Here is a 14,719-nt window from a genome sequence, read left to right as displayed (position 1 = left end):
GAAGATGACCCGTACGGGATTCGAACCCGTGTTACCGCCGTGAAAGGGCGGTGTCTTAACCGCTTGACCAACGGGCCTTGCTTTATGTTCTAGTTAAAAGGATAGCGGCGGAGGGGATCGAACCCCCGACCTCACGGGTATGAACCGTACGCTCTAGCCAGCTGAGCTACACCGCCATAATAATAATGCGCTAAGAAGCACAAGAACTATAATACAAAGGATTCGCTTGTCCGTCAATAGAAAGTTTTAAATTAAATGACGAAATCTCAAAAAATGTAGGATAGATCATGAAAAAAAGCACCTGCTGAACAGCAGATGCTTTGTTGTGAAAATATATAGAAAGCAGCAACAAGTTAACCTCTTCTTGCTCCGCGCCCCCCACGTTTTGATTCCGTGTTACGTTTTAAAGATGTTAAGCGATCTTCGCTATCTTTTAAGAATTTGTTCATTTTTTGTTCAAACGATTCCTTCGGACGGAAATCATTTCTGCTTGGTCTTGATTGTTGTTGAGGACGATCTTTTGCTTTTTTAATGGACAAGCCGATTTTACCGTCTTTTTCAACGTTAATCACTTTCACTTCAACTTGTTCACCGACTTTTAAATGCTCATTAATATCTTTTACATAGTTATCGGCTACCTCACTGATATGAACGAGACCAGTTGAACCGCCTGGCAACTCCACAAAAGCTCCAAAATTTGTAATGCCCGTAACTTTCCCTTGTAACTTGCTGCCAACTTCAATCGACATAAAAAAAGTGCTCCTCCTTAGACTTATAAAAAAATCTCATTTGTTCAATTATACATAAACTGAATTTTAAGTGTCAACAAGGCTAATCGCTCTTATTGCCCACATCAAAGATTTTTTCGCCTTTTTTGGACATATAATAGTCCCGTCGTGCCAGTTCGAGTACGTATTCCTTGCTTTTCAGCTTCTTAATTTCATCAGAAATATCTTCCTGCTTTGTTTGTAATTGCTTCAACTCTTTTTCGAGCGCAACCTTCTTCTCTTCTTTTTCCTTTAGTGAAGACGATTGCGACCAGAGGGCACTTGTCACCAAGACAGCAAACATGAGCACGATCACACCAAACACGGTAAGCCTTCTAAGGAGTCCGCGACGTTTGCGTTTTAAGCGCTGTGCTTGCTGTTCCATTTGTTTTTGGTAATCATTTTGAATTTGTGCGATATTTCTTTTTCTCTTGTTCAAGTTGAAGGCCTCCTCTCTTACTTTGTCCAGAATTGTTTCCATTTCGTTTTGATGGTACCAGATAATTTCTTGGCCCCTTGTAAAATTCCTGCTCCTTTTGAGAAAAACAATCTCATTGATGTTCGCCATTTTTCGGGAATCCGATGAATAATGGTCACATTGAGTAACCAGATGAGCGGATAACAAACAATCGACAGCACCTTCCACACGAGCCGAAACGTAAAACGAACTAGACGTAAGAGCGAGTGGAGCAAGAACAGAATAGCACTTATGACCAATGTGATCATCCAGCGGATCGGCTGGAAGACAATCGACATGACTAGCCTTTTCAGGAAGAGAACGGTCTGATATACACACATCATGATAAACTTGAGAATCTTGAGATACAGATGTTTCATCAATGCCTGATACATCGAGAAACCTAGAGCAACGGCTAGGAAAATATAAAGCCTGAATTCTCCCTCATTTGTCAGCAGCAGGACGTAAAAGAATAAGAGACCCTGCACCATCCAAAAAAGGAGATCGTGTATAGCCAAAAGCCATTTTGCTGTTTTTTCCCGGTTCACAAACAGCTTGTACGTATCAAGCGATGCGCCCAGCCAGATGCCCATCGCCGCCATGGAAAGCATCGTATAAAACTGGACTGTCAGCGTCATTTAAACAGCTTGCTAAAAAATCCTTTAGCTTTCTCCCCGTGCTGCTCATCAACATAGATTAAATCAAAGACACGCCCTTTGATCGACACAACGCCCTTTTCGACGTCTAGGTTCTTCATTTGCAGATTTTCTCCGCGGATGGCGAGAATCCCCATGACCGTCTCTAGCAGAAATTCCTCACTATCAAAGCTTTCCACTTGTTTGACACCCGTGATATCTAAATGCTTTCTGTTTCGCATTGTGACATTGTGCTCCGCGTCTGATGACAGCTTCGTGCCTTGAGGTTGATTATAATATTGATTCATTTCTACATCCCCCATATCTCATACTTGCATGTTACTGCATTGTATGTGATAAGAGGGTCATTTAGAACAAGCCCTATTCTGCTGTTTTTTCTTCTTTTAGAACAGTATACATGCCAGCTGCTTCTTCTTTTTTCGTCGTGTCCTTTAACTCGTTGACTTGAACAGTCACTAGCTTTTGACCAAAGCGGATTTGCAGCTCATCTCCTTCTTTCACGTCAGAGCTTGCTTTCGCCTGTGTTCCGTTAATAGAAATCCTGCCTTGATCAGCTACTTCTTTTGCCAATGTTCTTCTTTTAATTAAACGGGACACTTTTAAAAACTTATCTAATCTCATGTATGTTCACCTCTTTCTATACGTTTCGCATCGTTCCAGAGATCGTCCATTTCCTCTAGCGTTAAGTCATCTAATGAACGTCCCATGTCCTTTGCTTTTTGTTCAATATGCTGAAAACGCCGCATGAATTTTGTGTTGGCAGAAGCGAGCGCCGTTTCAGGCTCTAGGTGATAGAACCGTCCAATATTGACGAGAACAAACAAAAGATCTCCAAATTCATCTTTCATCTGCTTCGTTGCACCTTCGTCCGTCTTCTCTGCCACTTCAACGAGAAATTCCTGCTTTTCTTCTTCGTATTTGTTCCAAATATCTTGAACATCTGTCCAATCAAAGCCTACCTTGGCGGCTTTCTTTTGGAGCTTATATGCCTTTGTTAGTGCTGGAAGTGTCGCCGGAATCGATTGCAAAATAGAACCGGTCCGCTCTGGCTTCTCCTGCTGCTTGATTTTTTCCCAGTTGGCCACCACATCTGCTGCCTCAGAAACATTCGTGTCACCAAACACATGGGGGTGTCGCCGAATCATTTTTTCTGTGACATGCTGAATGACGTCATCGATTGAGAAATAACCGTCATCTTCGCCAATTTGAGCGTGAAGTAGCACCTGTAGCAGCACATCGCCAAGCTCTTCCACCATATGATCTGGGTCATCTTCATCTATCGCTTCAAGCAGCTCATAGCATTCTTCAATTAAATATGGTTTGAGTGATTCATTGGTTTGTTTTTGATCCCATGGACAGCCGCCCGGACCTCTTAATGTACGTATGACGTCACGGAAGGTGTCAAATTGTTGATAAAGCAGCTGTTCATCTTGAATTGGAGGAACATAAACACTTGTTAAGTTATTTATCGACACATCTCGATCAAGTTCAAATAAAGGAACGGCAGTAATCTGTTCGTGACTGCTTCCAGCTGCAGTCACAATATAAACTTCATAATCGTCAGGAAGCTTTTCCATCAGCGTGAGCTTCACATTCGATGCTGTCATCTGATCATATACCTGACAAATCAGGACGTGCTGGGTTAATTTCAGATCATCCGCTCTCATATCCCCTGCATCAACGAATTGTAATCCTTCGATGGGGTCAATCTGCAAGGAGTTGAATGTCGCATCTAAAAAGCTTTGTCCACCAGCGACAGACACCTCGATCCCGCGCTCTTTCTGCCCGGCGACGAGCAGCTGTACGGTCTTTTCTGCCACAAATGGATGACCAGGTACTGCGTACACAATGTCTTTTTCCGCTGCCTCTGCAAATAATACTTCGGTAATTTCCTGATACACCTGATCAAACTGATCGTGCTTTTCATAAATTTCATCAAAAAAGGTGAGAGATGGGACCTCCTGCATTAACTCTGCGGTAAGCGGATGATCCTGCGTTCTCATATATACTTCTTTCGCCTGCTTCAGCTGCTTATATACACCGAGCGTCAGCTGATCCATGTCGCCTGCCCCGAGACCGACGACGGTAATCTTACCTGCCATTTTGATTCCCTCTCATCTGTTTAAAATATAAAATCTTTTTTCCTAATGGAATGAGTCTCCATTCCTCTTCCGTGAATACTTCTAGCTTAAGAATACTATATAAAAAGGCGAAACCACCAATAAAAACTGATGTCAGGCTCTCTAAAACGGAAAACGGACGTTTTTCAAAGGGGATAACCCAGGAAAACAGAGCCTGATATCCCATTAAGACCACAGCCATGAAGGCGGCTGATAAAAGAATTTTCACTGGAAACAGCTCTCTCCATGAAATCCATCCTTTATGCTTCAAATAAACGGCATTGAGCACGGCTGCTGTGAGAAAACCACATACAGTTGACCATGCGGCACCGTGGATGCCAAATAACGGAACAAGCGCAATCGTTAGAATCCATTTCACCAGCACGCTGATGATCACTACAACAGCGGGATACACAGTATGTCCGAGCCCTTGCAGTAAAGCCGCCTGCGTAATGGCAATCGACGTAAACGCAATCGATATACAGAATATTTGCAGGGCATCTGTGCCTAAATCATTACGAAAAAGCATTGTATTTACTGGTGATAAAATACAAATCAGCCCAACAGCTGACCCAATCCCTAATACCGACGTGGTTTTAACGGATGACCGCACTTTTTGCCGTATCGTTTCATGCTCCCCATTCCTCATGGCTGCCGATAAAAATGGCACAAGAGAGGTTCCAATGCTGATGGCAAACACCGTCCCTAGCTGCAAGAACGGCTGACCTCGGTCATACACACCTTTTGCCGCCTTTGCTGCCGCTTCACTGAGACCCTCACTGCGCAGCAACGCATACAGATGAAAAGCATCAATCATTTGCATCCATAAAATAAGCAAACCGCTGACACAAATCGTCAATGTATACAGCACCAAACTCTTCAAAATATCTTTTTTTCGAAGTGTCGCCTGTTTGCCTGACATACTTGCAGCAGACTGTTTTCGATAGGTCAACCAAAGGAAAAGAAGCAAAATGAGCGACGCCGCACTTCCCGCAATAGAAGAGAACACCGCGCCAGCCCCTGTTTCATAAAGCGAATAGCCGTGCCTCACGAAATAGAAGGATAAAACAAGCAGGACGCCTACCCTGATGAGCTGCTCAATCAACTGAGAAACAGCCGTAGGAAGCATTAGCCCGTCACTCTGAAAAACTCCTCTCAACATCACAGTGAGCGGCAGAAATAGAAACACAAAAGCACTCATCTGGATGAGCAGAATTAATTGACTATCTGCCATAAGGCTCGCCATTGTGCCTGCTCCTATGTAAAGACAAAGAAATAAGACCAAGCTTAGTAAAGTGATATATACCAAGGATACCCTTGTAATGATCTGTCGATTCTCTTCCCCATGCTCACTCAGAAGCTTGGACACCATGACAGGAAAACCTGTTGTACCAAGCATAATGGCAATACCAAGGAAAGGATATACCTGCTGATAAATATAAAACCCTGTGTCCCCTACGATGTTTTGAAACGGGACACGGTAAACGGCACTTAGTACCTTTGATAACAAGCCTGCGATGGTCAAAATCACCGCACCCTGGAAAAACCAATGCGGCTGATTCACAGCATTTTTCATGGATGACTCCTTTAAAATAGATCTACAGTTAAACGAACTCATTATATCATACGTGAATGAAAAGCCGTTTCTTTCTAAGGAGTAGACGGCACATGTCCCGATTTGTTTCATCCCATATAAAAAACCGACAAAATCAAATGATTTCATCGGCATTTTTTCGTTTTATCAAAATGATATAGAGTTATTAGACCTAATGTTCCATTTGACGGGCTAAGAAGCCAGCTGCCGTTTCTGCCGCTTTATGCTCCACTTCTCCCATTGAACGCTCTTTAGAAAATAAGACGACGGCGCCAATCGGATCTCCGTTTGCAACAATAGGTGCAATGGTATAAGCAGATACGTCATCATCAATACCATCGACAAGTTGAATTTCTTTTTTGCTTTCTTCTAAAACAGAATTACGCTGATCCATTGTTCGTTCAAGTAAATCACTGATCGATTTGTTTAAGTACTCTTTTTTCGAACTGCCGGATACAGCAATATACGTATCTCGATCACAGATCAGGATGGAATGACCCAAACTGTCGAATAATGCATCAGCATATTCCTTCGCAAAGTCTCCTAGCTCACTAATCGGCGAATACTTCTTCAAAATCACTTCTCCATCGCGGTCGACGAAAATCTCAAGCGGATCTCCTTCCCGGATGCGCAATGTTCTGCGAATCTCCTTCGGAATAACCACTCTACCTAGATCATCGATACGGCGTACAATTCCAGTTGCTTTCATTCACTGCTGCCTCTCTTTCGTTTGATGATGTGTTGGGTGAATGGAACAAAAGCGTCCACTTTATGCAACATTCACCACTTGACCCTGAGTTTAGTATCCGTCACATCAAACGTAATATACACGAGAGACAAACAAAATTTTATGAAGATGGAATGGTTTCTTTTTTCACATCTTGAAGGCCTCGAAGCATATTAAGAACAACCTCAAGCCATTCCTCCGTTTTCTTGCCTTTCGTTTGGACAGAAATAATCAGCTTGCTGCCTTCCATTCCCAACCCAATTTCACGTCCATATTTACTGCCAAGCTCAAATAATTTTTGACCGTCGATTTCGCTGCTTGCTTGCTCATCAAGGGTCATTCTGACAATGCCTTTCTCCATCTTGATCAGCTCGACACGTTCCTGGACAGCGTACACCTTCATTGTCGCAATCGTAAACAAGTCTGCCACTTCTTGCGGATATTCACCAAATCGGTCGATCATTTCATCCTGAAGCTCTTTTCGCTCTTCAATCGATCCAATTGCTCTGAACTGTTTATACATCTCAATCTTCTGCTTGCCATCCGAAATATAAGTGTCTGGGATGTACGCATCAATTTGCAGATCAATTTCTGGCTCGAATTTATCTTGAGCCGTTGTATCGCCTCTTCTTTCCTCAATGGCTTCTTTCAGCATTTGAGAATAGAGGTCGAATCCAACCGAATCAATGAAGCCATGCTGCTGAGCCCCAAGTAAGTTCCCTGCTCCTCGAATCGTTAAATCACGCATCGCAATTTTAAACCCAGATCCAAGCTCTGTGAATTCTTTAATGGCTTGAAGTCTTTTCTCTGCAACTTCAGAAAGAACTTTATCTTTTCGATACGTGAAGTAAGCATAAGCGACACGGTTCGAACGCCCGACTCGTCCTCTTAGCTGGTACAGCTGAGAAAGCCCCATTTTATCAGCATCGTGGACGATGAGTGTGTTCACATTTGGAATATCGACTCCCGTTTCAATGATGGTGGTACTGACCAATACATCTGATTCACCTTCAAGGAAATTGATCATCACTGATTCCAGCTCGTTCTCACTCATTTTCCCGTGCGCATAACTAACTTTTGCGTCTGGGACTAGCATAGAGATTTCGTCTGCTTTTCGTTCGATATCTTCAACACGGTTGTAAAGGAAGTACACTTGACCGCCGCGTGCTAATTCTCGCTCAATTGCTTCTCTGACTAAAGCACCGTTGTACTCAACCACATAGGTTTGAACAGGGAATCGGTTTTCAGGCGGTGTTTCAATAACCGATAAATCCCGTACGCCAAGCATGGACATATGAAGCGTACGCGGAATTGGCGTAGCCGTTAATGTCAGTACATCGATATTGGCTTTCATCTGCTTAATTTTCTCTTTATGCGTCACACCAAAACGCTGTTCCTCATCAATGATCAACAGCCCTAAATCCTTGTAGACGATGTCTTTTGAAAGAAGACGATGTGTGCCGATGACCATATCGATCGTTCCGTTTTTCAGCCCTTTTAACGTTTCAGTTGTTTCTTTTCTTGTACGGAAACGGCTTAGCTGCGCGATTTTGACAGGGTAGTCTTGGAATCGGTCCATGATTGTGTCAAAATGCTGCTGCGCTAAGATAGTTGTCGGAACTAGCAGGGCTACCTGCTTCCCGTCAGCAATCGCTTTGAAGGCCGCACGAATAGCCACCTCTGTTTTTCCGTAGCCCACATCTCCACAAAGCAGACGGTCCATTGGACGTTCCCGCTCCATATCCTGCTTAATTTCGTGAATCGAACGGATTTGATCATCTGTTTCCTGGTAAGGGAACGCAGATTCAAACTGGCGCTGCATCTCATGGTCAGGCGAGAAGGCATATCCTTTGCTAGCCTCGCGTTCTGCGTACAGCTTAATCAGATCATCTGCGATGTCCTGTACAGATGTTTCAACTTTTTTCTTCACGCGTTTCCAATCGCTGCCGCCAAGTTTGTACAGCTTTGGTTCTTTACCTTCTGATCCTACATATTTCTGGACCTGATCAATTTGTTCAACCGGTACATAAAGCTTGTCGCTTCCTTGATAATGAATATTTAAATAATCTTTATGAATGCCGCCGATTTCAAGCGTTTCAATTCCTAAATATTTACCGATCCCGTGGTTAATGTGCACCACATAATCGCCGACTTGAAGCTCTGAATAGCTCTTGATTCGCTCTGCATTGGTCAGCTTTTGCTTACGTGCCTGCTTTTTCACACGTTTCTTGAAGAGTTCACCTTCTGTGATCACAGCAATTTTTGATAACGGCAGTTCAAAGCCTGTTTGCAGCTCACCTTGTAAAATATACACCTGTCCGCTCACAAGCTCAGCGTCCGGTTTAGCAAGAGCAGCTTCAATGTCATAATCATGCAGAACAGACGATAGCTTTTCTGTCCGCTCTTCATCCGCACCTAAGAAGACAACTGTGTACTGCTGTTTTTTATAGCGTTCAATTTCACTTGCCAGCACATTCATCTGCCCGTGGAAATTCTGCATTTGCTTACTAGATACATTGACGATATTTTGCGGATTTGTCTGCTGGACATGTCTCAGGAACAAGGAGTAGTACAGAATGGACCTTGATTGCTGATTGATCAGTTCTTGGAACGGGAAAGAAAGAGATAAATCATGAAGAATATTCCCTTCTTCAAGCAGACTAATTGTCCAATCGGCTTCTTCCTGTTCAAGCTGTTCTTCCATCTCCTGAATTCTGCTGATTTCATCTAAAATAATAATCGTATCCTGCGATGTATAATCTAGCAAACTAGCAGGCTTTTCATAGAAATAGGCTAGGTACTTCGTCATTTCCTGTGTCACGATGCCTTCTAGCAGCTTCTCGCGGTCAGCAGAAATATTTTGATGAAGCAGCTCTTTTTGCTGATCTGAGTTGAATTTCTTTAAGCTCTTCGCCAGCCCTTGATCAAGCTGTTCAATGGCTCTCACTCGTTCAGGACCTCTCACAATCAGCTCTTTTGCAGGACCTATTTTAATTTCTTGAAGGGTTTCTAATGAACGCTGTGTATCCGAATGAAACGTTCGAATCGAGTCTACTTCTGTATCAAACAGTTCAATACGGATTGGATGATCTTCCGTTAACGCATAGATGTCGATGATTCCTCCGCGCACACTAAAATCTCCGGGCGCCGCAACCATCGACGTCCGGTCATAACCAATTTGTACGAGTTGTTTTGAAAACGCCTCCAAATCAATTTCTTCACCGATCTTTAAATGGATCTGACTCTCCTTCCAGAGCTCAACTGGTGGAAGCATCCTGCGCACCGCAGCAGCGGGAGTGACGATAATGGGGTTTTCTCCATTCGCAAGCCGGTTCAGGACATCTAAACGCTGTGCTCTCAGCTCAGGGCTTGCCACTGCAATTTCTGAGGCAATAAGCTCATTGACAGGATAAAGAAGAACCGAGCGATCCGGCATCACACTTGCTAGATCATCTGTTACCTTCTGTGCCTGATATAAATTGTGAGTCACAATAAACATTGGCCGCTTCAGTTCGTCTGATATCGCGGCTGTAAATAAAGATCTGACGGAGCCTGATAGTCCGGCAAGCAGCTGTTCTTTTAACCCTTCCTTTAGTCCATTAAAAATAGACTGAAAATCATCACTTTGTTTGATAAATGATTGTATGTTTTTCATTTGGCTCCTCCTCCCTGTTTGTTTAAAACAGAAAAACGCTTTGGTCTAATATCTACACCAAAGCTTTTTTATTGAATAAAAGTATGATACTGATGGTAATCAGGATTTCTTTCGAGCGCCTCTTGGCAATCCTCACAAATGGTTTGTACATGTAAATCACCATTTTCCCTATAAGAAATCATATCGTTTCTTTCCTCATTTGTTAAGTGATGAAATCCAAGTGCTTCACTTTGGACAGCGGATTCATCTAGACTGCCAACCTTTACACCACAGTGGCGGCAGTAATAATGCAAAGCCATACGTGATCCTCCCATGCTGAGATTTTATGATCAGTATGTGCTTTGCTTATCATTCTTATACCTTCTTGTTAAAATCATTCATCACTTCTAAAAATGGCTTTTTTAAAGCCGCTTCACAGGCCTCGACAGACGATTGAATGGCTGATTCGATGTCAGGCTGTTCCTCTTCTGAGAAACGTCCTAGTACGTAATCAACGACCTTCATGCCGTTTTGAGGACGTCCAATGCCGATACGGAATCGGTCAAATTCAGGTGAACCTAAATGCTGAATCAATGATTTGATTCCATTATGCCCGCCTGCACTTCCTTTTGTACGTAAGCGAATTCGGCCAGTTGGCAAATCAAGATCATCATAGATCACTTTCAAATGTTCAAGGGGAATATCGTAATAGTCCATCAGCGGACGCACACATTCTCCTGATAAGTTCATATATGTAAGCGGCTTTACAAGTAGAACCTTTTGCCCCGAAACAAACCCAGTTCCAAATTGTCCATGGAATTTTGATTGATTTAAAGGAATGTCCCATTTTTTCGATAGTTCATCTATTGTCATAAACCCGACATTATGTCTTGTTTTTTCATATTCTTTTCCTGGATTACCTAATCCAACGAATGCAATCATGAAACCAATAACCTCCTTTATCACAAAGCACACGCCTAAAAAATGAGCCAATCAGATTGCCTCATGTAAAACGTATGAATTCTTTTCATTCTAGCACAAAAGACGCAACCGCGGGAGGGTTACGTCTCTAAATGACCAGTTATTCTCCATCGTCATCCTTTTCTTTAATAGCCTCAGGTTCTTGCGGCTCCTCTTCGCTATCTGGCTCAGGAACCTCTGATTGCTGAGGCGGCAGAATGGATGCAACGACTTCTTCTGGATCGTTATTGATTTGATAAGATGACTGAACAGGCAGATCAGCAACTGTTAAGACATCATTGACTTCTAAGTTTGTAATATCAGCTTCAATATTCTGCGGGATATCTTTTGGTTTCGCTGTAACAGATAGTTCAAATAGTGGCTGCTGAAGCACACCGCCATCTTTTACCCCTTTAGACTCGCCAATCAACTGCACTGGTACATCCGCGTCAATTTCACGCTGTAAGTCAACGACTTGGAAATCAGCATGGACAAGTTCGTTTTTCAGCGGGTCTGTTTGTAACTCTGTCACCATCACAGATTTCGTTTCACCACCCACGTCTAAGGTAATGATTGTATTCTTCCCTTCATCACGTAAGGTTTTTAATAAATCGATGCTGTCTAATGAAACAGCCAGGCTGTCTGTATTTTTTCCGTATATGACACCAGGAACGTGTCCTGAATGACGGATTTTTTGCAGTGTGGAACGTTTGAAATCAGTTCTTTTATTTGCTTTTAAAGTTGCCATATTCAGCACCATCCTATTTCTTTTTTGTCACTACTCTCATAATTACCCATAACCGAATCATTTTAAACATGTTTGCCTGTGATTGATGAAAGCAAAAAGACCCTAAGCTGATGCCTAGGGCCTTTTTCAATAATATAATTAGCTGAAAAGGTAGCTCACAGATTCTTCTTCATGTACTCGGATGATGGCTTCTGCAAGCAAAGGCCCAACTGAAAGCGGAATGAATTTTCCAACTTTCTTGTCATCAGTTAATTGAATACTGTTTGTCACAACCAATTCTTTAATTTTAGAGTTTGTGATGCGTTCTACTGCTGGTCCAGACAATACTGGGTGCGTACAGCAAGCATAGACTTCAGCCGCTCCATTTTCCACAAGTGCATTTGCTGCAAGTGTAATAGTACCAGCTGTATCAATGATATCATCGATCAGAATAGCCGTTTTGCCTTCAATGTTACCAATAATGTTCATGACTTCAGCAACGTTTGGCTTTGGACGGCGTTTGTCGATAATTGCGATTGGCGCTTTCAGGCGGTCTGCCATTTTACGCGCACGTGTCACACCACCGTGGTCAGGAGACACAACAACGATATCATTCAAGTTCTTCTGTTCGAAATAGTTTGTTAAGATTGGCACAGCCATTAAGTTATCGATTGGAATATCAAAGAAACCTTGGATTTGCGGCGCATGAAGATCAAGTGCAATCACACGTGTAGCACCTGCTGTTTCAAGCAAGTTTGCAAAAAGCTTCGCAGTGATTGGCTCACGAGGTTTTGCCTTACGATCTTGACGTGCATATCCGTAATAAGGGATCACAATATTGACAGTTTTCGCAGAAGCGCGTTTTAGCGCATCCACCATAATGAGCAGTTCCATAATATGCTCATTGACTGGCGCACTTGTTGATTGAATGACATAACAATCACAGCCGCGGATACTTTCTTCAATATTGATTTGGACTTCACCGTCACTAAAGCGTTTAACAGAGCTCTTTCCTACATCAACTCCGATACGATCGGCAATTTCTTTGGCAAGTTCAGGGTTTGAATTCAAAGAGAAAATCTTTAAATTCGCATCAGCATAACGATTAGACATGGTAAACCTCCGGGTATTTGGATTATTTTTTATGAATATTTTTCACATAATCTTCTTTATTGACTTGTCTTGCTCTAGCAATAGACAATGCATCCTGCGGTACATCTTCTGTAACTGTTGAACCGGCTGCAACATATGCCCCTTTTCCGACAGTGACTGGTGCAACGAGATTTGAATTACAACCAATAAAGGCGCCGTCTTCAATCTTCGTTAAGAATTTGTTTTTCCCATCATAGTTGACTGTAATGGAACCACAGCCAAGGTTTACATCAGTTCCGACCTCTGCGTCTCCAATGTAGCTTAAATGAGATGCTTTGCTGCGGTCTCCGAAAACTGTTTTCTTGATTTCGACGAAATTCCCGATTTTCACTTCATCGCCAATTTTCGACAACGGGCGAATATGAGCAAACGGTCCAATTGTCACATCAACTCCAACCTCACTATCGCAGACGACAGATTGCTTAATGACTGTTCGATCTCCGATGATGCTGTCAACAATTTCAGTGTTTGGCCCAATAGTGGCGTCTGCACCGATTTTTACATTCCCTTTGATGACCGTCCCAGGATAAATAACTGTATCTTCACCGATGACAGCATCTGGCGAAATATACGTGTTCTCAGGATCAATCAAGGTCACACCATTCTTCATATGCTGATGATTAATACGTCGCTTCATGAATTGCTCTGCTTGTGATAGAGCGATACGGTCATTAACTCCAAGTGTTTCTTCAAAATGCGGTGTTTGATAAGCTGCAACTGTTTGCCCTTCATTTTTTAAAATTTCAATGACGTCTGGCAAGTAGTATTCACCCTGTGCATTTTCATTCGACACTTGCTCAATCACACGGAAGAGATCTTCATTTGAAAAGCAATAAGTCCCTGTATTAATTTCATTCACTTGACGCTCTGCATCGTTCGCATCTTTATGCTCCACAATTTTTACGACAGCACCTGTTTCGTCACGAATAATTCGGCCATAGCCTGTCGGATCATCCGCATGTGCTGTTAAAATAGTGACTTTCGCTTGATGTTTTTGATGCTCGCTTAACATGGCTTCCATTGTTTCCGCTGTCAATAATGGCGTATCACCACAAATGACAATGGTTGTTCCCTTTTCCTGCGCGAGGAACGACTTTGCTTGTTTGACGGCATGGGCTGTTCCCAGCTGTTCTTCTTGAAGTGCATACTCACTTCTGTCTCCAAGCTGCTCTTTGACGTCCTCTGCTCCATGACCGACAATCGTCACTAGCTTGGCTAAAGAAAGCTTTAACGCTTCATCTGCCACATGCTCGACCATTGGCTTTCCGCAAACTGGATGAAGTACTTTATATAGCTTCGACTTCATTCTCGTTCCTTTTCCCGCTGCTAAAATCACTGCGAACCGCTTATCCATTGATTGGCCTCCAATATCCCTATTATCCATAGAAAAATATATCCTAAATAAAGACTGATTTCAAGGATACAAAAGGAAGTACAATAATTTTCTAACAGATGAAAGACTTAAGAAACAAGAGAAAGAACGCAAAAAAGACAGCATTTAAAAGAAAACATTCATTTTCTCTTAAAGCCGTCTTTTTAGGTTTAAGTATGATTAAGAAGCTCCAGCTTCTTCATATTCAATTGTCTCTTCCTCTTCGCCTAAGCGATGATATTCATTTAATACAGCATCTTGGATTTTACCCCGAGTGCTTGAATTAATTGGATGTGCAATATCGCGAAACTCTCCATCAGGCGTGCGTTTGCTAGGCATTGCAACAAACAACCCATTGTTTCCATCAATCACACGAATATCATGAACAACAAATTCGTGGTCCAGCGTGATGGATGCAATCGCCCTCATGCGACCATCGGTATTCACGCGGCGTAATCTTACGTCAGTAACTTCCACAGTAGTTCACCACCTTTTCCCAATATAAAAGCATTACTTAGGTATTCAACGATCGTGGTGATTCTCCTGCTCTTTT

15 protein-coding genes and 2 tRNA genes are annotated in these 14,719 nt (G+C 42.6%); all 17 read right to left on the bottom strand.

Going from position 1 to position 14,719, the window contains the following annotated elements; translation table 11 throughout:
- Positions 1-5 precede the first annotated feature (5 nt).
- A tRNA-Glu gene (locus tag NSQ72_RS00395) sits at positions 6-77 on the bottom strand.
- Positions 78-102: 25 nt separating this feature from the next.
- Positions 103-176: transfer RNA gene (locus NSQ72_RS00390), tRNA-Met, on the bottom strand.
- A gap of 177 nt (positions 177-353) precedes the next feature.
- A complete protein-coding gene (locus tag NSQ72_RS00385) occupies positions 354-749 on the bottom strand; it encodes a S1 domain-containing RNA-binding protein (protein ID WP_008357409.1) in 396 nt (131 codons plus the stop codon).
- Between the two features lie 82 nt (positions 750-831).
- On the bottom strand, positions 832-1,206 hold the full coding sequence (locus tag NSQ72_RS00380; RefSeq protein ID WP_003217952.1) for an FtsB family cell division protein: 375 nt from the start codon (positions 1,204-1,206) through the stop codon (positions 832-834).
- Between the two features lie 17 nt (positions 1,207-1,223).
- A complete protein-coding gene (yabQ, locus tag NSQ72_RS00375; RefSeq protein ID WP_106025932.1) occupies positions 1,224-1,862 on the bottom strand; it encodes a spore cortex biosynthesis protein YabQ in 639 nt (212 codons plus the stop codon).
- Complete coding sequence (yabP, locus tag NSQ72_RS00370) at positions 1,859-2,167, bottom strand: sporulation protein YabP (RefSeq protein WP_024425646.1); 309 nt, start codon at positions 2,165-2,167, stop codon at positions 1,859-1,861. Before yabP ends, yabQ begins: the two co-directional genes overlap by 4 nt.
- 73 nt (positions 2,168-2,240) lie before the next feature.
- Positions 2,241-2,501, bottom strand: coding sequence for an RNA-binding S4 domain-containing protein (locus tag NSQ72_RS00365; protein ID WP_008341839.1), 261 nt, complete (start codon positions 2,499-2,501; stop codon positions 2,241-2,243).
- Positions 2,498-3,982 (bottom strand): nucleoside triphosphate pyrophosphohydrolase, encoded by a 1,485-nt coding sequence (mazG, locus tag NSQ72_RS00360; RefSeq protein ID WP_106025931.1) that lies wholly within the window; start codon positions 3,980-3,982, stop codon positions 2,498-2,500. Before mazG ends, NSQ72_RS00365 begins: the two co-directional genes overlap by 4 nt.
- The gene (locus NSQ72_RS00355; protein WP_106025930.1) at positions 3,972-5,576 is read right to left on the bottom strand and encodes a putative polysaccharide biosynthesis protein; all 1,605 of its coding nucleotides are present in this window, start codon (positions 5,574-5,576) and stop codon (positions 3,972-3,974) included. Before NSQ72_RS00355 ends, mazG begins: the two co-directional genes overlap by 11 nt.
- Positions 5,577-5,766: 190 nt before the next feature.
- On the bottom strand, positions 5,767-6,303 hold the full coding sequence (gene spoVT, locus NSQ72_RS00350) for a stage V sporulation protein T (RefSeq protein WP_003217990.1): 537 nt from the start codon (positions 6,301-6,303) through the stop codon (positions 5,767-5,769).
- Between the two features lie 139 nt (positions 6,304-6,442).
- Positions 6,443-9,976 (bottom strand): transcription-repair coupling factor, encoded by a 3,534-nt coding sequence (gene mfd / locus NSQ72_RS00345; RefSeq protein WP_039175917.1) that lies wholly within the window; start codon positions 9,974-9,976, stop codon positions 6,443-6,445.
- 68 nt (positions 9,977-10,044) lie between these two features.
- Complete coding sequence (locus NSQ72_RS00340; protein ID WP_003217967.1) at positions 10,045-10,275, bottom strand: anti-sigma-F factor Fin family protein; 231 nt, start codon at positions 10,273-10,275, stop codon at positions 10,045-10,047.
- A 55-nt stretch (positions 10,276-10,330) separates the two neighbouring features.
- Positions 10,331-10,897, bottom strand: coding sequence for an aminoacyl-tRNA hydrolase (pth, locus tag NSQ72_RS00335; RefSeq protein ID WP_151283930.1), 567 nt, complete (start codon positions 10,895-10,897; stop codon positions 10,331-10,333).
- Between the two features lie 139 nt (positions 10,898-11,036).
- Positions 11,037-11,663 (bottom strand): 50S ribosomal protein L25/general stress protein Ctc, encoded by a 627-nt coding sequence (locus NSQ72_RS00330; protein ID WP_039175914.1) that lies wholly within the window; start codon positions 11,661-11,663, stop codon positions 11,037-11,039.
- Positions 11,664-11,801: 138 nt separating this feature from the next.
- Positions 11,802-12,755, bottom strand: a complete 954-nt coding sequence (locus NSQ72_RS00325; protein ID WP_024425641.1) for a ribose-phosphate diphosphokinase — start codon at positions 12,753-12,755, stop codon at positions 11,802-11,804.
- A gap of 22 nt (positions 12,756-12,777) precedes the next feature.
- Positions 12,778-14,148, bottom strand: a complete 1,371-nt coding sequence (gene glmU / locus NSQ72_RS00320; RefSeq protein WP_024425640.1) for a bifunctional UDP-N-acetylglucosamine diphosphorylase/glucosamine-1-phosphate N-acetyltransferase GlmU — start codon at positions 14,146-14,148, stop codon at positions 12,778-12,780.
- Between the two features lie 198 nt (positions 14,149-14,346).
- Positions 14,347-14,643 carry a septation regulator SpoVG gene (gene spoVG, locus NSQ72_RS00315; protein WP_008357439.1) on the bottom strand — a complete coding sequence of 99 codons (297 nt, stop codon included), beginning with the start codon at positions 14,641-14,643 and terminating at the stop codon, positions 14,347-14,349.
- Positions 14,644-14,719: the final 76 nt, after the last annotated feature.

Origin of the sequence: Bacillus sp. FSL R5-0659 (assembly GCF_038008785.1) — a bacterium.
In the GTDB taxonomy this organism is placed as follows: domain Bacteria; phylum Bacillota; class Bacilli; order Bacillales; family Bacillaceae; genus Bacillus; species Bacillus safensis.
Note: the sequence above shows the minus strand (reverse complement) of the source record. Positions and strands in the feature narration are given on the sequence as shown.